This is a genomic window from Ruegeria sp. C10, from assembly GCF_056537805.1.
The window spans coordinates 681,080-698,935 of record NZ_JBQFSC010000002.1; the positions used below are offsets into that span (position 1 = coordinate 681,080).

Here is a 17,856-nt window from a genome sequence, read left to right on the forward strand (position 1 = left end):
TCCTAGGTCGGAAAACTCAGAGCAGTTCGATCTCGAAGCGTTCGATGACCGTGTTGGCCAACAGCTTTTCGCACATCTTGGTTACGTCCGCCTCGGTCGCGCCGTCTGCCAGTTCCAGATCGATCACCTTGCCCTGACGGACACCTTCGACCTGATCAAAGCCCATCGCACCCAATGCGTGACGCACAGCCTCGCCCTGCGGGTCCAGAACCCCGTTCTTGAGCATCACATGCACACGTGCTTTCATTTTCGAGAACTCCACTGATGGACCGCGCATCGATCCGTTTCGTTGGGCGCGGGATACCCCGCTTGGGCTTGTCGGACAACCCTGTCGATATGAGACAGGATCAGTTGATCAGCGTTGGTTTTGTGACATTGCTTTTGGGCAGAACGCCAAGACGGCGGGCGACCTCAGAATATGCATCAGTCAGACTACCCAGATCACGGCGGAACACATCCTTGTCCAGCTTCTGACCGGTTTCGATATCCCATAGACGGCAGCTGTCGGGGCTGATTTCGTCCGCAATGATCAGTCGTTGGAAATCGCCTTCGAACACGCGCCCGATCTCGATTTTGAAATCGACCAGACGAATACCAACCGCCAGCATCACGCCGCTCATGAAATCATTAACGCGCAGTGCAAGGCTCAGGATATCGTCCATATCCTGCTGGCTCGCCCAGCCGAATGCCGCAATGTGCTCTTCGGTCACCAGCGGATCACCCAGCGCATCGTCCTTGTAGCAGTATTCAACAATCGGGCGCGGCAGTTGAGTACCCTCGGCGATACCGAGGCGTTTGGACATCGATCCGGCGGCATAGTTGCGGACGATCACTTCCAGTGGAATGATCTCACAATTCCGCACAAGTTGCTCCCGCATGTTCAGACGGCGAATGAAGTGCGTCGGAACTCCGATCTGTGCCAGACCGGTCATGAAGAATTCACTCAACCGGTTGTTCAGAACGCCCTTTCCATCGATCACGTCTTTCTTCTCGGCGTTGAAAGCTGTGGCGTCATCCTTGAAGTACTGCACGATGGTGCCCGGCTCGGGACCTTCATACAGGATCTTGGCTTTACCTTCGTAAATCTTCTTGCGACGCGCCATGAGCGACCTTTCCAGTCTGGGGAAAGGGAATGAGTCCCTTCACGTTGGCGCCCTCATAGTGCAAGCCCCGCTTTCCCGCAAGTTCGCAACCCCGAGAGGCTTTGACGCAGCGCAAATACCTTGCGCACAGGGCGTCGTATAGTCATATCATCAGAAAAGAACATCTAACCCAAGAGGTCCCCAACCAATGACCACATTCGACGAACGTGAAGCCGCGTTTGAAAACAAATTCGCTCATGACGAAAAGATGCAGTTCATCGCCCGGATGCGCCGCAATCGATTTATGGCTGTATGGGCCTCGGCGCTGAAAGGCGAGACTGTGGAACAGGCGCGTAAATACGGGCAGGAACTGGTCCACACCGACCTGCAGAATGTCAGCGAAGACGATGTTGTCGAGGCGGTCAAAGGGTACCTCGGTGATCTCGCGGATGAGGCTAAAATCCGCGAGAAGATGGTCGAACTTCTGGTCGAAGCCAAAGAGCAGGTGATGGCGGAAGCCGAGTCCTGATGCCTGAGCTGGAAAACTCATGATCTTCATGAGTTTTATGAATTTGATTTGACGCCCCGGTCATGAGACACGGGGCGTCTCATATTTTGACGGGCTGTGGCCCCAATTTTGGAATACTCCAATGACAAACGCGCTCAGCAACCTTCTGGAAACCGTTGACGTCATTCTGGCGGATGGCGCAACCGGGACGAACCTGTTCAACATGGGCCTGCAATCAGGCGATGCGCCGGAATTGTGGAACGTCGATGCGCCTGACAAGATTCGTGCTCTGTATCAGGGCTCGGTCGATGCCGGCAGTGATCTGTTTTTGACAAACACATTTGGTGGAACAGCCGCGCGTTTGAAGTTACACGACGCCCAGAACCGCGTGGCCGAGCTGAATCGTATTGGCGCTGAACTGGGTCGCGAAGTCGCTGATAAGGCAGGTCGCCCGATCATCGTGGCCGGCTCTGTTGGCCCGACCGGCGAGATTATGGAACCTGTCGGCAGCCTTTCACACGCCGAAGCCGTCGAGATGTTTCATGAACAGGCTGCGGCGCTAAAGGCTGGAGGCGCAGATGTTCTGTGGCTTGAGACCATAAGCGCGCCGGAAGAATTCCGGGCTGCGGCAGAAGCGTTCGCTCTGGCAGATATGCCGTGGTGCGGCACCATGAGTTTTGACACGGCTGGCCGCACAATGATGGGTGTTACATCTTCTGATCTGGCAATGATCGTGGAAACTCTGCCCAATCCTCCGGTTGCGTTCGGGGCGAATTGCGGCACTGGTGCCTCGGACATACTGCGGACGGTGCTTGGGTTCGCTGCCCAAGGAAACGAACGTCCACTGATTTCCAAGGGCAACGCAGGGATCCCGAAATATGTGGACGGTCATATCCATTATGATGGAACACCTGAACTGATGGGCCAGTACGCCGCCATGGCGCGCGATGCAGGTGCAACGATCATTGGCGGTTGCTGTGGCACCATGCCTGCGCATTTGCGCAAAATGCGCGAGGCGTTAGACAACGGCCCGCGCGGCGAACGCCCGACCCTGGATCAGATCGTATCGGCACTTGGTCCGTTTACCTCAGCCTCAGATGGCACTGGGGACGAGGCCGTTCCCGAACGGCGCACTCGTCGCCGCCGCCGGGCCTGATTGAATGATCAGCGCCCTTCGAATTTCGCAGGGCGCTTTTCAAGAAAGGCTACGACGCCTTCGGCAAAGTCTCGGGTACGTCCGCATTCGCCCTGCAGGTGGGCTTCGGCTGCAAGTTGCTGAGGTAATGTTCTATCGTAAGTTCCCCGGATCGCTTGTTTGATCGCGCGAAACCCAGAGGTTGGGCCATTCGCCAAATACGCAGCTCTCTTGCGCCAATGAGCGTCGAACTCATCATCTGCAACCGCTTCCCAGATCAATCCCCATTCATCCGCCTGGCGCGCGCTGATCTTGTCTGCAAACAACGCTGCACCCATCGCTTTGGCAAACCCCATCTGACGCGGCATGAACCAGGTGCCGCCTGCATCGGGCAGCAGACCGATCCGAGCGAAAGCTTGCAGGAAATAGGCACTCTCGGTTGCTATCACCACATCGGCACAAAGTGCCAGGTTAGCCCCCGCCCCCGCTGCTGGTCCGTTAACTGCCGCTATAGTTGGCACGGGGCAATCATAGACAGCCTCAAGCATCGGTTCATATTCGTCCCGAAGCGCGCGTTCGAGGTCGATCTTTCCTGTGCTCGACGCGTCGCCAAGATCTTGCCCCGAACAAAAGGCAGGTCCAGCACCGGTCAGGACGATCGCGCGAGCGTGTTGCGCGGCATCTTTCATTGCGTAGGTGATCTCGGCCCGCATCTGCGTCGTCAACGCATTCATCTTATCCGGCCGGTTCAATGTCAAAACCGCCAAATTACCAGTAATGTCCAGAAGGACCGCTTCGTATTCCATGCAAAACCTCAGCTGAGCAGCGTTCTGCAAAACACTGACGCAAATGCGGAAAAAGGAAAAGAAGAACCGCGCGTCAGTCTTCCAGAATTCGGCGCAGACGCTCTTGTTCTTCCTCACTAAGGCCTTCTGAATGCGCTACTTCCTGATGCTGCGAACGCTTGCGCAAAAAGTTCCACCCCATGCCGGCCGCTATCAGCAGCATGACAGGAGCCGACAGCCATAACAACAGATTGGCGCCGGTCGCGGTGGGTTTCAGCAGCACATATTCGCCATAGCGATCAACGATGAAGTCCACAACCTCTTGATCAGTATCCCCCGCAACCAGACGTTCTCGCACCAAGATACGCAGATCACGCGCAAGTTCGGCATTGCTTTCGTCAATGCTTTCGTTCCGGCACACCAAGCAGCGCAGACCGGTACTGATATCCCGTGCTCGTGTCTCGAGCGCCGGGTCGTCAAGCACTTCATCCGGCTGAATAGCCATGATCGGGGATGCAATCAGCAGCAGGACAACAAGCAGGCGCTTCATTCGGCAGGAACCCCGCTTGCAGGCGTTTTCCGTGCACCGGCTGCAACACGGAAACGGCGATCCGACAGGCTGAGCACACCGCCCAGAGCCATGAGGATACATCCGCCCCAAATCCAGTTGGCCAGAGGTTTGATATAGGTTCGCATCACCCAGCCGCCATCAGCTTGTTGATCCCCGATCACAACATATAGATCGCGCAGAAAGCGGTAGTCGATTGCAGCCTCAGTTGTCGGCATCCGTGCCACAGGGTAGTCGCGCTTTTCCGGGTTAAGAGTCGCGATATAGCGCCCGTCCTTCTCAACAAGCACATCCGCCATGGTTGAAAAATAGTTCGGCCCCTGTACCTGACGCACATCTTGCAACGCCAACGTAAACTGCCCCACTTCAAAAGGCTGACCCGGTTGAGCGACACGAATATCCTCGACCTCCCAAGCGGTTAGGCCTGCGATGGCAAACATGGTGACACCCAAACCACTATGGGCCACCGCCTTACCCCAGTCTGCGCCGGGCAGTCGAAACAGGCGTCCAAAACTGCCTTTGCGGCCAGTGCGGCTCCAAAGATCGACGATGGCGCCGAAGGTGATCCACGCCCCCAGGAACAAGCCCACGGGTCCCAATGCGCTGCGTCCGGTCTGCATCACCCAGACCAGTATCGCGATCGTGACCGCCAGCACAAATACATAGCGCAAAGACCATGCCGCCCGGCTTAGCTTGCCCCGCTTCCAAGGCAGCATTGCGCCGACGGGAAGAACGATTCCGAGGGCGACCATGAATGGTGTAAATGCAGCATTGAAGAACGGCGCGCCCACCGAGAGTTTTCTATCGAACGCCATCTCGGCCACCATTGGCCACATTGTGCCAAAGAATACGACAAAACAGCTAACTGCCAACAAGATGTTGTTCAGAACCAAAGCACTTTCGCGGCTGACCATTCCGAAGACACCCTTCGCCTCCATCGCCTGCGCGCGTGCAGCAAACAGGGTCAACGCACCGCCGGTAAAGATGATCAGGATGAACAGGATAAATACGCCACGCTCAGGATCATTGGCAAAAGCATGGACCGAAGTCAGCAGCCCCGATCTCACGATAAAGGTCCCGATCAGAGAAAACCCAAACGCGATAATCGCAAGCAAGATCGTCCAGCTTTTCAACGCCTCGCGTTTTTCCACCACGATGGAGGAATGCAATAGAGCGGCCGCCAGTAGCCAAGGCATAAAGCTGGCGTTCTCAACAGGATCCCAGAACCAGAACCCGCCCCAGCCCAATTCGTAGTAGGCCCACCAGGATCCAAGCGCGATACCGATCGTCAGGAAGACCCAAGCCGCCAATGTCCAAGGCCGAACCCAACGCCCCCAAGCCGCGTCCACCCGGCCCTCGATCAATGCAGCAACGGCAAAACTGAACGCCATGCTGAGGCCGACATAGCCCAGATACAGGAATGGCGGATGGAAGGCCAAACCGGGGTCCTGCAGCAGCGGGTTCAGGTCCCGTCCATCGAACGGAGGAACAGGCAGTCGGTCAAACGGGTTCGATGTGAAGAGGATAAAGGCATAGAAAGCCACTCCGATCGCGGCCTGAACGGCCAGCACCCGCGCCTTTAAGGTCGGAGGCAAGCCAGCGCCGAATATGGCGGCCATCGCGCCGAATATCGCTACAATCAGGACCCATAACAGCATCGAACCTTCATGGTTTCCCCAGGTCCCGGTGATCTTGTAGAGCATCGGTTTTGCCGAATGGCTATTCTCGACCACGATCCGCAACGAGAAGTCAGACGTGGTAAACGCCCAGACCAGCGCACCAAAGGAAAAGGCGGCCAAGATGAACTGCGTGATGGCGGCCGGTTCAGCGAAAACCATCCACCCGTTCCAACGGTTGGCAGCCCCGATCAACGGCACCACAGTTTGGACGATGGCAACGAGGAAGGCTAAGATAAGTGCGAAATGGCCGAGTTCTGTAATCATGGCCTGCTTATACTGCGGCACCGGTGCAAGTGCCATTCACATTCGCCTCGGATCACCGCACATAATGTCGCGCCTCAGGTCTTTCGTAGCCGCTTCCAGTCCTCCAATGCAGGGTTCGAATCCGGCTGGTTGACTGCTTCGGCCAACGATGCGTCCGAGCCAGTATCGGCGACACCCGGACTGTCATCGCGCAACCCGCGGATCGTTTCAAGATTGGCGATCACCTCAGGCGCCCTCAGCATTGTCGCGCTGATTTCTCTTTGAAAATCCTGCGCTTTGATCTGATGCCGCGCGCCAAAGTAAAACGACACGATCACCCCTAACAGCCACCACAGTGGCTCTGGCACCAGCGCAATTCCCTGCATACGTGCTGCGAACCACAGCGGATCGATCATGGCGGCCAGAAACAAACCCAATGTTCCCAAAGCCAGCGCCGGTCGCGGAAGGCGATTCAGCCCATCCATGAATCGATCAAACCTGGTTTTGCTTGGAGCTTGGAATTCAGTGCCGAATTGCGCCATGGCCGCACCGCGCAGTTCGACAGAACGCTCGGCACCGCTTTCTACATTTTCGCGAAACACTTCCGCAGTTTCGCGAACCACATTGCGACCTCCGCCAAACAAGAGCGCCAACAAACCCGAGATCAAACCCATCCTGAAACCCTTTTCTGAAACGCGTCCTCGCTCAGATGATACTTGGGCGATAAAAACTCTTCGGCACGCTTGATCCATCCGCCTTTGCCGCCCCCGCGAGTTCTGGCATATTTGCGAAGAGTGATCCGCCGGTCTGCTAAACGGAAGTAATAGTTTCGTCTTGCGACCCCATAGGCATCACGAAACACCAGAGGCTTTGGACTAGCCGCCTCCCGGCTAGCCTGCGCAGTCTGAGGGCCGATGACCCCGTCAACCGTAATGTCATACTCCATCTGCCGCAGCAGGTTCTGCAGGATTTTCACCGCTTGAGCTCCTGCATTGACGTACATGTCGAACACGGATGCCTGTACGGCTTCCGGCAGCACCTGAAGGCGAGGTTTCTCAAAATAGTGTTCCAGAAAAATATCGACGGCCTGCGCCTTGCTAAGCATGCGCACGTCTTGTTGCGTCACCGAACCATCTCGGTCCAGATCGAGACCCAATCGGCGCATGGTATGGATCGTCACCCCGTATTTCGTGGCACCGCCGGGATCATCGGGGTCATCCACAAAACCACCTTCCCGCGCCACGATCCCTTTTGCAATCTGCCGCACTGTCCGCATTGCCGCCCCCTCTGCCAAACTTTGGTAAACGGTCGGACAATTTCGTTAACACCACTGCAAAACAAAGGGCGCTGCCTACCTCTCGTACGCAACGCCCCGCTTCTTCTGTTTAGAAATTTTAGCGCCGATGGCATTCAGCGATGCTGCATTCAGCTATCGCCTGATTCCTGATAAACGCCTTGCTCTTTTAATGCGTCCACAACCTCTTTGGGCATGTAGGTTTCATCGTGTTTCGCAAGGATTTCAGTGGCTTCAAAGACTCCGTTCACATAACTTCCGGTGCCCACCATACCCTGATTTTCCGAGAACAGATCAGGCAGAACACCGGTAAAAGCGACCTTTACGCTTTCACCGCCGTCGGTCACGACGAAATGCACAGTCTCACCCTGCCCGCGAATGATCGAACCTTCTTCGACCAATCCACCGATACGGAACACCTCGGTCGGTTTCGGCGGTTCTGCAATCACCTGACTGGGTGAGCGGAAAAAGTTGATGCCATCACGCATCGCATATCCGATCAGACCCGTCGCCAGTATCAGGGCCGCAACAGCCACTAGAATGACTTGTACACGACGACGTTTCTTAAGCGTTTTCATACCGTCCTCACGGGAACAAGGGGGCCATCATCAGACCCAGGGTTTCATCCTCACCTAACATCAGGTTGGCGTTCTGCAAGGCTTGCCCGCTGCTACCTTTTGTCAGGTTATCCAATGCTGCCACCACGATTGCACGGCGTTCGATCCGATCTCCAACGACACCGATATGGCAGAAGTTCGACCCCCGCACATGGTGGGTTGAGGGCGTCTCGCCAAATGGCAGCATCTCAATGAAGGGCTCGGCTTCATAGGCCGATTGAAGTGTCTCATACACGCTCTGCGGGTCGCCCTTTACATAGGTTGTGGCCAGAATACCCCGGTTGGCTGGGATCAGGTGCGGTGTGAACTGCACATGCACCGTCCGTCCAGCCAGTTCCGTGAATTCCTGATCAAACTCGCCCAAATGCCGGTGCGTCCCGCCAACGGCATATGCGTTCGCCCCTTCACTGAGTTCTGCGTGCAATAGATTCTCTTTCAGCGCCCGACCTGCGCCCGAGACCGCACATTTCAGGTCCAGAATGATGTCATCCAGATCAATCACACCCGCCGAAATCAGCGGACGCAGCACATACTGACCCGTCGCGGCATTGCATCCGGTCCCGGCAACCAGCCGAGCGCCGCGGATTTCGTCACGGTAGAACTCGGTCAGACCATAAACCGCCTCTTCCTGATGCCCAAGCGCGGCATGTGAATTACCATACCACTTCTCGTATTCGTCGCCATCGCGAAGCCGAAAATCTGCTGACAGGTCAACAATTTTCAAAGTGTTGGGCAGTTCGCGAATGACTTCCTGACTGGTCTTGTGCGGCAGAGCGCAGAAACACAGGTCGATTTGGCTAAAGTCGATCTCGGAAATCTTGCAAAGCACCGGCAAATCCATATGGCGCAGATGCGGAAATACCTGCGCCATTGTCTGTCCAGCCTTCCGCTCGGCGGCCAGAGCTTTGATTTCCATACTCGGATGCCCGGCGATCAGCCGCACGAGTTCCGCGCCGGTGTAGCCAGAAGCGCCAAGAATTGCGATTTTATGGGTCATGTCAGACCTCTTTCATTCATGTGTCACATGGGGTGACCGCCGCTGTGACGGTCAACGAATTACGGAATCGGAAAAGCGCCGTCCTTGACCTAGGTCAGGCGGCTTCAAAGGTGATTTGTCGTCGGAGGAACTGAGTCGCGCGATCCGTCACAACGCCCGGCTTACCCGTTGTCAGGAAGCCATCAGTGCCCTCACCCAGCATTTTCGGATGCCGTTGCAAGTAGTCTGCAAGGCTTTCCGCAACCAGATCACCCTGGCTATAGACTTTCACATCCGGTCCGAGCGCCTGCTGAAACGTCTCTGCCATCAGCGGGTAATGCGTACAGCCCAGAATGGCTGCTTGCGGTTCCGGCATCTTGCGCTTCAGAGCATCCACATGGCTGCGTACCAAGGCCTCGGCCAAGATCATGTCGCCCTCTTCGATGGCGTCCACCACCCCGCCGCAGGCTTGCGCCTCGACATCAACCCCGATCGCCCGAAACGCCAGCTCCCGCTGAAACGCACGGCTCGACACTGTCGCGGGCGTCGCAAACAGCGCAACATGCTGCACCTGAACCTCACGCGGTGGAGAGTTGTCGCCCCATTGCCGTTCAGTCAGCGCCTCAATCAAAGGCACAAATACGCCCAGTACACGCTTTCCTTCTGGCACGCCCGCTTCTTGCATCCGACGCAGGGCGGCGGCGCTTGCGGTATTGCAGGCCAGAATCACCAGATTGCAGCCGCGATCCCAAAGGTCCTGCACAGCGTTTCGTGTCAGGTTAAAGATATCCTCGGCATCGCGCACACCATAAGGCGCATGCGCGCTGTCCGCGAAATAAAGAAAATCAACGTCGGGCAGACGTTTCTGCGCGGCGTTCAGGACGGTCAAACCACCCAATCCGGAATCAAAGATACCTACTGCCATTTGCCCCTTCAGGCGCGATGCCGTTCCTCGAATTCATAGCCATAGTCATAAGACTTCAATGGCTCTGGAGACAGCTCATACGTGGCTTTGCGCAGGAAATCCATCATCTTGCGCGTATCCTTGCCCAGCGGGTCCAGAATGTCGCGCCCAATGGGGTCTCCTACAACCACGCGGACGGGGGTATCGACACGTTTCTTGAACTCTTTGATCAGCAACCCCATCCGCAGAGTGTTGTGCAGATGGCTGGCAATCTGGAAAAAACGCGAGGTGTGACCATCGAAGAAAACCGGCACAACGGTCGCATTGGATTTGGCAACCATCCGCGCTGTAAATCCGCGCCAGCCCGGATCCATCGGATGAGAGAATGGCTTGGCCGCAGTGCTGACTGTGCCACCCGGGAAGATCCCGATTGCACCACCATCGCTTAGGTAGTTCAGAGCGGTTTTGCGGGTCGCAAGATTCAGCTTCATCGCATCTTTTGTGGCATCAAACGAAATTGGCAGCACGATGCTGTTCAGGTCTTCAGCTTTGCGAAAAACATGATTGGCGAGAATGCGAAAGTCTGTCCGAGTCTGAGACAGGATGTGTCCCATCATTAGCCCGTCTAGAATGCCATAAGGATGGTTCGCAATCAGGATCAATGGCCCATCTTTTGGGATGTTCGACAACGCACCGCCAACCACGTCTAATGTCAGCCCATATCGATCCACCATTACGGACCAAAAATCACGCCCCTGTGCGACCTCCTGCTCATACCCGTCAGCTCGGCGGATAAGACGCAGACGACCGGTGGTGTTTTCCATCAACTTGATCACCATCCGCCCGCTCCGCGTTTCTGCGGAATGGGCGTAAGAGATGTCACGAGCGACGTGATGGCGCGAGGGCATTGGCTACTCCGGTTTGCTGCCGCTTAGATAAGGCCGGGTAGCCATTTTGCATAGGTTTGATGACAAGCTTGTAAAGCCTCACTCTGCCGCAGCTTTCATCTGAGGCCCGCCATCGCGAATAACAGCCAACAATTCCTCGCGACGTTTCGCAGCCTTGGCTTCATTCGCGACCAAAACCGGACCGAAACCGCGAATTTCCAATGGCAGAGCCGCAAGGGCCGCGATCGCATCACTGGTTTCGGGTTTCAGGCTGGGCAAAACCTCTTTCATGTCCTTTTCATACTGGCGGATCAGAGCACGCTCCATTTTGCGCTCTGTCGTGTAGCCAAAGATATCCAGCGGAGTGCCGCGCAAACCTTTCAGCTTGGCTAGAACCTTCAACGGACCAAGAAACCACTCTCCGAACGCTTTCTTGGCCGGGCGTCCATTGTCGCCCTTCGTTCCCAGGGTTGGCGGCGCAAGATGGAAGGTCATCTTAAAGTCACCATCAAACTCGGCCTCCGCCTTCTGGCGACTGTCGAGCAGCAATCGGGCGACTTCATATTCATCCTTATATGACAAAAGCTTATGGTAGCCTTTGGCAATAGCCTCACGAACGTGTTGATCTGCAACGCTGTCGACCAGCTTGCGATAACGTTTCGCCAACCGCTTGTTCTGATAGTCGATTAGGTGCGCAGCGCGGAAATCGATCACTTGATCGAGGGTCTTTGGTAACTCTGCTACGTTGGGGCGCAAAATATTGGCCACGTCGTCGGGGTGGGTCACCGCCCAGCGACCAACTTCAAAGGCGCGTTTGTTGCGCTCGACCGCCGCACCATTCAACTCAATAGCACCCATTATCGCTTGGTGACTGATCGGTAGCAGACCACGCTGCCAGGCTGCGCCAAAGACCATCATATTGGAATAGATCGAGTCGCCCATCACGGCTCGCGCCAGATCGGTGGCATCGAAAAGGGCCACCCCGTCTTTCAACCGCGCCTGCAGCGCAAGCTGCAATTGATCGCTGGGGATTGTGAATTCTGTATCGCGCGTGAAGTCACCGGTGATAATCTCATGACTGTTCACAACAGCGCCGGTCTGGCCGGTTTGCGTGAGGCCAAGCGTCTTGGCCCCGGCCGATACCACCAGATCACCACCGATCAGCGCATGCGCTTCGCCAGTGGCAACACGGATCGCGCTGATATCATCGGGCCGGTTGGCCAGACGGCAATGGATATGTACGGCGCCACCCTTCTGTGCGAGGCCGGCCATTTCCATCATACCGGCACCCTTGCCGTCGATTTGTGCGGCTTGCGCCAGAACCGCCCCGATGGTGACAACGCCTGTGCCACCAACGCCGGTGATCACGACATTATGGGTGCCGTTGATCTGTGGCAAAACGGGGTCCGGTAGGTCGGGCAAGTCGAGGTCGGTTGTCGCCTCTTTGCGGATTTTCGCCCCTTCAACGGTTACAAAAGACGGGCAGAACCCGTTCAAGCAGGAAAAATCCTTGTTGCAGCTTGACTGATCAATCGCACGCTTGCGGCCAAGTTCGGTCTCTTTCGGTACGATGGAAACGCAGTTCGACTGAACGCCGCAATCTCCGCAACCCTCACAGATATCGGTATTTATGAACACTCGCTTATCGGGGTCGGGGAACGTGCCGCGCTTGCGTCTCCTGCGCTTTTCAGCTGCGCAGGTCTGGACATAAACAATGACCGATACACCCTCGATTTCGCGGAATTTTTCCTGAACCTGCATCAGTTTTGAACGCTCGAACGTCTCAACACCCGAAGGCAACGCACCAAAATTCACATCTTCTTTTTCGTCGTAAACGACAGCGACGTTGCTGACACCCATCGCGCGGACCTCGGCGACGATGCGTTCGGCACTTAGCCCACCTTCGTTCTCCTGACCTCCAGTCATCGCAACGGCGTCGTTATAGAGGATCTTAAAGGTGATATTTGTGCCCGCAGCCAGTGCCGCCCGGATCGCCTGCACGCCGGAATGGTTATAGGTGCCATCGCCGAGGTTTTGGAAAACATGTTGTGTGGTCGAAAACGGAGCCTCGCCAATCCAGTTCGCCCCTTCGCCGCCCATCTGGGTGAAACCGGTGGTTTCGCGATCCATCCACTGCACCATGTAGTGACAGCCAATCCCGGCATAGGCTCGGCTGCCATCAGGCAGCTTGGTTGAACTGTTATGCGGACATCCTGAACAAAAGTATGGTAAACGCGCCGCGATTTCCTGCGCATTGTCAGCCCGGCGCGCTTCGGACAGCGCCTCCAGTCCGGCACGAACGCCATCTGTATCGCGCCCCTCTTCGATTAGGATCTCACCCAGCTTCTCGGCAATCATGATCGGGTCAAGCGCCCCTCGGGTCGGGAACAGTTCTTCGCGGTGCAGCGTCCCCGCGCCGCCTTTGTACCAGCCATAAACACGGCGCCCACGACGGTCGTCAAAGATCGCTTCTTTAACCTGAACTTCGATCAGCTTGCGCTTTTCCTCGACGATCACGATCAGATCCAGCCCCTCAGCCCAATCGTGGAAGCCCTTCATATCCAAAGGGAAAGTCTGACCGATCTTATAGGTGGTAATGCCTAGCCGTTCGGCCTCATCCGCGTTGATGTTCAGCAGCGACATGGCATGAGTCAGATCAAGCCAGTTCTTACCCGCCGCCACAAACCCAATCTTGGCGCCCGGTTTTCCCCAGACCCGCTTGTCCAACTTGTTGGCGTACGAAAAGACCTCTGCCGCAAAGCGCTTGTGGTCGATTACGCGCGCTTCCTGCAGATGCGGCGTATCACCCAGCCGAATATTCAGCCCACCCTCTGGCATATCTAATTGAGGGGTGACCAGCTGCATTCGGTCAGGGCGGCCATCTACGACGGAAGTCACTTCGATCGTGTCTTTCATCGTTTTCAGCCCGACCCAGACCCCGGCGAACCGGCTGAGCGCGAATCCGTAAATGCCATAGTCCAGAATTTCTTGCACACCTGCCGGGCTGACCACGGGCATATACATGTCCACCAGTGACCATTCCGACTGATGTAAAACGGTGGAGCTTTCACCCGTGTGATCATCGCCCATGGCCATCAATACACCGCCATGTTGCGCCGTGCCCGCCATATTGGCATGGCGCATCACATCACCGGATCGATCTACGCCCGGCCCCTTGCCATACCAGAGCCCAAAAACACCATCGAATTTTCCGTCGCCACGCAGCCCCGCCTGTTGGCTGCCCCATAATGCGGTTGCGGCCAGATCTTCGTTCAATCCGAATTGAAAGGTGACATCCTTTTCGGCAAGTTGCTTTTCTGCACGAGACATCTGAAGGTCTACAGCCCCAAGCGGAGACCCCCGATAGCCTGTGACCAGACCCGCTGTGTTCAATTCCGCCGCAGTGTCTCGTACTTTTTGCATCAGCATCAAACGCACCAGTGCCTGCGTTCCGTTCAAAAGAACCGGGCTTTTGGACAGGTCGAACCGGTCGTTGAGTGAAATTTTCGGCTGACTCATCTGACGTCTCCCCTCGTCGGATTAGTGTGCTTTATTCTCGTGCATATTAGGTCATAAATACTGACCTGTATAGTGATTTTACTCTATTCCGTAACGATTTCCGGGTTTCATTGTGGAATTTGTTACCTGTTTCATATAGGGCTGCGCGAGGATAACGAAAGTTGCGGCGATGGATTGGGATAAGCTCAGAATATTTCACGCGGTTGCAGACGCTGGCAGCCTCACACACGCGGGAGACAAGCTCAATTTATCTCAATCCGCAGTGAGCCGTCAGATCCGCGCGCTTGAAGAATCACTCGATGCAACCTTGTTCCACCGCCATGCACGCGGTCTGATTCTGACAGAACAAGGCGAATTGCTGTTCGATGCCACGACGGCCATGCTGAAACGTCTGGATGCCGCTGCAGCGCGTATCCGGGATAGTGAAGATGAGGTCTTTGGCGTACTGAGGGTGACCACCACCTTCGGGTTCGGCACGCTGTGGCTCGCACCGCGCCTACCGAAGCTCTATGAACAGTATCCTGACCTCAATATCGACCTCATGCTTGAAGAGCGGGTATTGGATCTGCCAATGCGTGAAGCCGATGTGGCCATCCGCATGAAAGAGCCCAGCCAGGCCGATCTCGTGCGCAAACGTCTGATGACAGTGCAGATGCTGCTCTATGCAACGCGCAGCTATTTGGATGCTCATGGTGGGGCGCCTGAAACGCTGGAAGACATTTCCAAGCACCGATTGATCTGCCAAACGCCCGCAGCCCCTCAGGTTGGGGCAAGCGCGTCGATGGTTCGTCACCTTATGACATACAATCCCGGCTCGTTGCTGACCGTGAACAACTATTTCGGCGTTCTTCAGGGCGTGCTGCATGATCTGGGTATCGGAGTACTTCCTGATTATGTGACTGAGGACTTCCCGGATCTGGTCCCCGTCATGTCAGACATCGAAAGTGCTGATGTACCGGTTTACCTCGCCTACCCCGAAGAATTGCGTCATTCCAAACGGATAGCGGCATTTCGGGACTTTGTGCAGGATGAGATAATCGCCCATCGCAAACAGCTAAGGCAATTGGGCAAGCTATAGCCATGCACTCAGAGCATAGCGGGCATGACGCCGGGGTCTGCTAATAGACCTTGATCGTTAATAAACTGATCCCTAAATGAGCACATGAAGGCGGTGATGCTGAAACGCTCATCATCTTCATACCTCCCTGTTGGACTACGGCCGAGCTTAGTGCTCGGCCTTTTTTTTGCGCGAGGCTGATGCAATTCAGTGGAAAGCACTGGGAAAATCCAACGCGTAGGCCTATGATCCCGAAAAAACACCTAAATTTCGTGTTCGAGGGCTAATTCATGTTCCACTCATTCCGCCTATTGTTGGCGATGATTTCAGTCTTGTTCCTGGCCGTGCCACTTCATGCACAAGACACAAGCACAACCGCTACAGTTGAAATTCCCGAAGATCTTACGCCAGAACAGGTTGATGATCTGGTTGCGCGCATGTCTGACGACCAGGTACGGGCAATCCTTCTGGAACGCCTTGACGCTGTTGCCGAAAAGCAAGCGGCGGAAAAGGAAGGTCAGGAAGACCCGCTGACCGAGCTCAATGAGATCTGGGCAGAAATGGTCGCATCCTGGACACATGTTCTGACCACAGTTCCCAATATCATCAGTGCGCAAATCACTGCATTTAGCAATTTCTCTGACAAATTGGGGGGCGCTGGTGTTCTGACGCTAATGGGGCTGGTGCTCTCGGTCCTGATAGTCGGCTTCATTGCTGAGAAGCTATTCATTTTCCTGACCCGCCGCTGGCATGAGGCAACCGAACCCTCGGGTGACGCTGATCTCAGAGGCGCTGTGAACTACCTGTTCCGCCGATTTTGCCGCGAAATTGCAGGGCTTATCGTATTCTACGTCGTCATTCGGGCGATTGGCCGAGGATTGCTGAGCCCCGAGCAGATCATCTATGCAGCCCCATTTGTATTCTACCTAATCTGGGTGCCGCGTCTGGGGGCAGCAGTCTCGCGCTTTGTTCTTGCGCCGCAAAAGCCACAATTCCGATTGGTAAACATTGACGACCACTGGGCAAAATACCTGCATCGCAACCTGATCGGTCTGCTGATCCTGATCGGCTTTACCTTGTTCGTACTAAGGTTCAACGCGCTCAACGGGGTAACCGGCGATCAGACGCGCATCGGTTTCTGGCTGAACGCTGCAATCCACGTCTATATTGGCATAATCGCCTGGACTGCGCGCGAAGGTTTGTCACAGATGATGCTGGGTACCGACCCGGACCACACCAAGTTCGACGAAGAAGTCGCGCGGTATTACCCGTATTTTGCAATCGGCGTTTCGGTCGTGATTTGGCTGCTGGTCGAATTCCTAGTGGCACAACGCAACCCGGCGCTGATCCGCGTGCTGTCCGGTGGAGCGCATTTCACAACCATGTTCTGGCTGTTGATTGCACCTGCACTTGATACATTAATACGTGGTTTGGTGCGCCACCTGCAGCCGCCAATGTCGGGCGAAGGGCCATTAGCAGAACGCGCCTATCGATCGGCCAAGCGCAGCTATATTCGCATCGGTCGGGTGATTGCTGGCCTCTTCGTCGTCTTCATGATTTCCCGTGTTTGGCAGCTAGATCTGCGCCATGTTGCGTCCGCAGGTATCGGTGCCGAAGTTGGCGGCGCAATCATCGAGTTCCTGCTGATCATCGCTGTCGGCTACATCCTGAACGAGATCGTCTCGCTATGGATCAACCGTCGTCTGGCCAAGGAACAGACAGCGGCCGAAGAGCTGGATGAAGAAGCCGGCGGAGAAGGTGGCGGCGCGGGTGGTTCGCGTCTGGCGACCGTTCTGCCCTTGTTGCGGATTACCGCACAAGTCACCATCTCGGTGATCTTCGGCCTACTCGCTCTGAGCGCTTTGGGCATTAACATCACGCCGCTGCTGGCTGGTGCTGGTGTTTTGGGTCTGGCCATCGGCTTTGGCGCACAGAAACTGGTGGCCGATATCGTTGGCGGCATCTTCTTCCTGATCGATGATGCCTTCCGCGTCGGCGAATATGTCGATGTCGGCGGGACCATGGGAACGGTCGAGAAAATTTCGATCCGCTCAATGCAGCTTCGCCACCATCGTGGTCCGGTGCACACTATACCTTATGGCGAGATTCAAAAGCTCACCAACTTCAGCCGTGACTGGGTGATCATGAAGTTGAAATTTACTGTGCCGTTCGACACCGACCCCAACAAGGTCAAGAAGATCTTCAAGAAGATCGGTGCCGAGATGATGCAGGACGAGGTTCACAAAGATGGCTTCCTGCAGCCCTTCAAATCTCAGGGTGTGTTCGACTTCGACGATGTCGGTATGATCATCCGAGGCAAGTTCATGGCCAAGCCCGGCAAGCAATTCACACTGCGTAAGGAAATCTTTAACCGTGTGAAGGCCGAATTCAACGCAAATGGTATCGATTTCGCCCGCCGCGAGGTGCGCGTCGCCATCCCGGGGTTGGATGAGGCTGAGAACATAACTGAAGAACAAAAAGCTGCCGCCGGCGCAGCCGCCGCAGATGCGGTCAACAAAGGGCAAAACCCCGCCTGACACTTAGGCTTCGACACGTTTCAGCCGCTGGCTGAACCAAATCAGCACGCCTCTGAAATCGGAAC

General features: G+C 55.7%; 16 protein-coding genes. 4 read left to right on the top strand and 12 right to left on the bottom strand.

All coding sequences use genetic code 11. From position 1 onward, the window contains the following. Window positions 1-16 precede the first annotated feature (16 nt). Together purS and purC are read right to left on the bottom strand one after the other, a co-directional pair. Window positions 17-247, bottom strand: a complete 231-nt coding sequence (purS, locus tag ACR0DE_RS11790; protein ID WP_010439914.1) for a phosphoribosylformylglycinamidine synthase subunit PurS — start codon at window positions 245-247, stop codon at window positions 17-19. A gap of 100 nt (window positions 248-347) precedes the next feature. Next, window positions 348-1,103: a phosphoribosylaminoimidazolesuccinocarboxamide synthase gene (gene purC / locus ACR0DE_RS11795; RefSeq protein ID WP_170393164.1), complete on the bottom strand. Its 756-nt coding sequence runs from the start codon at window positions 1,101-1,103 to the stop codon at window positions 348-350. Between the two features lie 187 nt (window positions 1,104-1,290). On the opposite strand from purC, the gene ACR0DE_RS11800 reads away from it, so the two are divergent. Together ACR0DE_RS11800 and bmt are read left to right on the top strand one after the other, a co-directional pair. Continuing rightward, the gene (locus ACR0DE_RS11800; protein WP_170393165.1) at window positions 1,291-1,611 is read left to right on the top strand and encodes a DUF1476 domain-containing protein; all 321 of its coding nucleotides are present in this window, start codon (window positions 1,291-1,293) and stop codon (window positions 1,609-1,611) included. 121 nt (window positions 1,612-1,732) lie between these two features. Continuing rightward, entirely contained in the window at window positions 1,733-2,746 is a 1,014-nt protein-coding gene (bmt, locus tag ACR0DE_RS11805) for a betaine--homocysteine S-methyltransferase (RefSeq protein WP_170595713.1), read from the top strand. Window positions 2,747-2,754: 8 nt separating this feature from the next. Here bmt and ACR0DE_RS11810 read toward each other — a convergent pair whose 3' ends face one another. The 10 genes from ACR0DE_RS11810 to ACR0DE_RS11855 all read right to left on the bottom strand — a co-directional run bounded on the left by ACR0DE_RS11810 (window position 2,755) and on the right by ACR0DE_RS11855 (window position 14,197). After that, on the bottom strand, window positions 2,755-3,531 hold the full coding sequence (locus tag ACR0DE_RS11810; RefSeq protein ID WP_480753313.1) for an enoyl-CoA hydratase-related protein: 777 nt from the start codon (window positions 3,529-3,531) through the stop codon (window positions 2,755-2,757). 73 nt (window positions 3,532-3,604) lie between these two features. Further along, window positions 3,605-4,060, bottom strand: a complete 456-nt coding sequence (locus ACR0DE_RS11815) for a cytochrome c-type biogenesis protein (protein ID WP_170421446.1) — start codon at window positions 4,058-4,060, stop codon at window positions 3,605-3,607. Beyond that, window positions 4,057-6,021 (bottom strand): heme lyase CcmF/NrfE family subunit, encoded by a 1,965-nt coding sequence (locus ACR0DE_RS11820; RefSeq protein WP_480753792.1) that lies wholly within the window; start codon window positions 6,019-6,021, stop codon window positions 4,057-4,059. Before ACR0DE_RS11820 ends, ACR0DE_RS11815 begins: the two co-directional genes overlap by 4 nt. Before the next feature lie 74 nt (window positions 6,022-6,095). Further along, on the bottom strand, window positions 6,096-6,674 hold the full coding sequence (locus ACR0DE_RS11825; RefSeq protein ID WP_170595715.1) for a holin family protein: 579 nt from the start codon (window positions 6,672-6,674) through the stop codon (window positions 6,096-6,098). Next, window positions 6,665-7,276 carry a holin-associated N-acetylmuramidase gene (locus ACR0DE_RS11830; RefSeq protein WP_480753316.1) on the bottom strand — a complete coding sequence of 204 codons (612 nt, stop codon included), beginning with the start codon at window positions 7,274-7,276 and terminating at the stop codon, window positions 6,665-6,667. Before ACR0DE_RS11830 ends, ACR0DE_RS11825 begins: the two co-directional genes overlap by 10 nt. Window positions 7,277-7,425: 149 nt before the next feature. Next, complete coding sequence (gene ccmE / locus ACR0DE_RS11835; protein ID WP_170405562.1) at window positions 7,426-7,872, bottom strand: cytochrome c maturation protein CcmE; 447 nt, start codon at window positions 7,870-7,872, stop codon at window positions 7,426-7,428. A gap of 7 nt (window positions 7,873-7,879) precedes the next feature. Beyond that, window positions 7,880-8,908, bottom strand: coding sequence for an N-acetyl-gamma-glutamyl-phosphate reductase (gene argC, locus ACR0DE_RS11840; protein WP_480753318.1), 1,029 nt, complete (start codon window positions 8,906-8,908; stop codon window positions 7,880-7,882). 94 nt (window positions 8,909-9,002) lie between these two features. Beyond that, window positions 9,003-9,812 carry a glutamate racemase gene (murI, locus tag ACR0DE_RS11845; RefSeq protein WP_480753321.1) on the bottom strand — a complete coding sequence of 270 codons (810 nt, stop codon included), beginning with the start codon at window positions 9,810-9,812 and terminating at the stop codon, window positions 9,003-9,005. Between the two features lie 8 nt (window positions 9,813-9,820). Further along, on the bottom strand, window positions 9,821-10,699 hold the full coding sequence (locus ACR0DE_RS11850) for a lysophospholipid acyltransferase family protein (protein ID WP_480704733.1): 879 nt from the start codon (window positions 10,697-10,699) through the stop codon (window positions 9,821-9,823). A gap of 78 nt (window positions 10,700-10,777) precedes the next feature. Beyond that, complete coding sequence (locus tag ACR0DE_RS11855; protein WP_480753324.1) at window positions 10,778-14,197, bottom strand: indolepyruvate ferredoxin oxidoreductase family protein; 3,420 nt, start codon at window positions 14,195-14,197, stop codon at window positions 10,778-10,780. A 169-nt stretch (window positions 14,198-14,366) separates the two neighbouring features. On the opposite strand from ACR0DE_RS11855, the gene ACR0DE_RS11860 reads away from it, so the two are divergent. Then, window positions 14,367-15,275 (top strand): LysR family transcriptional regulator, encoded by a 909-nt coding sequence (locus tag ACR0DE_RS11860; RefSeq protein ID WP_170393176.1) that lies wholly within the window; start codon window positions 14,367-14,369, stop codon window positions 15,273-15,275. A gap of 269 nt (window positions 15,276-15,544) precedes the next feature. Then, the gene (locus tag ACR0DE_RS11865; RefSeq protein ID WP_170393177.1) at window positions 15,545-17,791 is read left to right on the top strand and encodes a mechanosensitive ion channel family protein; all 2,247 of its coding nucleotides are present in this window, start codon (window positions 15,545-15,547) and stop codon (window positions 17,789-17,791) included. Window positions 17,792-17,856: the final 65 nt, after the last annotated feature.

Bases quoted from the DNA above. Each gene is read 5' to 3' on its own strand.
- purS (WP_010439914.1), bottom strand. From the start codon at position 247: ATGAAAGCACGTGTGCATGTGATGCTCAAGAACGGGGTTCTGGACCCG.
- purC (WP_170393164.1), bottom strand. From the start codon at position 1,103: ATGGCGCGTCGCAAGAAGATTTACGAAGGTAAAGCCAAGATCCTGTAT.
- ACR0DE_RS11800 (WP_170393165.1), top strand. From the start codon at position 1,291: ATGACCACATTCGACGAACGTGAAGCCGCGTTTGAAAACAAATTCGCT.
- bmt (WP_170595713.1), top strand. From the start codon at position 1,733: ATGACAAACGCGCTCAGCAACCTTCTGGAAACCGTTGACGTCATTCTG.
- ACR0DE_RS11810 (WP_480753313.1), bottom strand. From the start codon at position 3,531: ATGGAATACGAAGCGGTCCTTCTGGACATTACTGGTAATTTGGCGGTT.
- ACR0DE_RS11815 (WP_170421446.1), bottom strand. From the start codon at position 4,060: ATGAAGCGCCTGCTTGTTGTCCTGCTGCTGATTGCATCCCCGATCATG.
- ACR0DE_RS11820 (WP_480753792.1), bottom strand. From the start codon at position 6,021: ATGATTACAGAACTCGGCCATTTCGCACTTATCTTAGCCTTCCTCGTT.
- ACR0DE_RS11825 (WP_170595715.1), bottom strand. From the start codon at position 6,674: ATGGGTTTGATCTCGGGTTTGTTGGCGCTCTTGTTTGGCGGAGGTCGC.
- ACR0DE_RS11830 (WP_480753316.1), bottom strand. From the start codon at position 7,276: ATGCGGACAGTGCGGCAGATTGCAAAAGGGATCGTGGCGCGGGAAGGT.
- ccmE (WP_170405562.1), bottom strand. From the start codon at position 7,872: ATGAAAACGCTTAAGAAACGTCGTCGTGTACAAGTCATTCTAGTGGCT.
- argC (WP_480753318.1), bottom strand. From the start codon at position 8,908: ATGACCCATAAAATCGCAATTCTTGGCGCTTCTGGCTACACCGGCGCG.
- murI (WP_480753321.1), bottom strand. From the start codon at position 9,812: ATGGCAGTAGGTATCTTTGATTCCGGATTGGGTGGTTTGACCGTCCTG.
- ACR0DE_RS11850 (WP_480704733.1), bottom strand. From the start codon at position 10,699: ATGCCCTCGCGCCATCACGTCGCTCGTGACATCTCTTACGCCCATTCC.
- ACR0DE_RS11855 (WP_480753324.1), bottom strand. From the start codon at position 14,197: ATGAGTCAGCCGAAAATTTCACTCAACGACCGGTTCGACCTGTCCAAA.
- ACR0DE_RS11860 (WP_170393176.1), top strand. From the start codon at position 14,367: ATGGATTGGGATAAGCTCAGAATATTTCACGCGGTTGCAGACGCTGGC.
- ACR0DE_RS11865 (WP_170393177.1), top strand. From the start codon at position 15,545: ATGTTCCACTCATTCCGCCTATTGTTGGCGATGATTTCAGTCTTGTTC.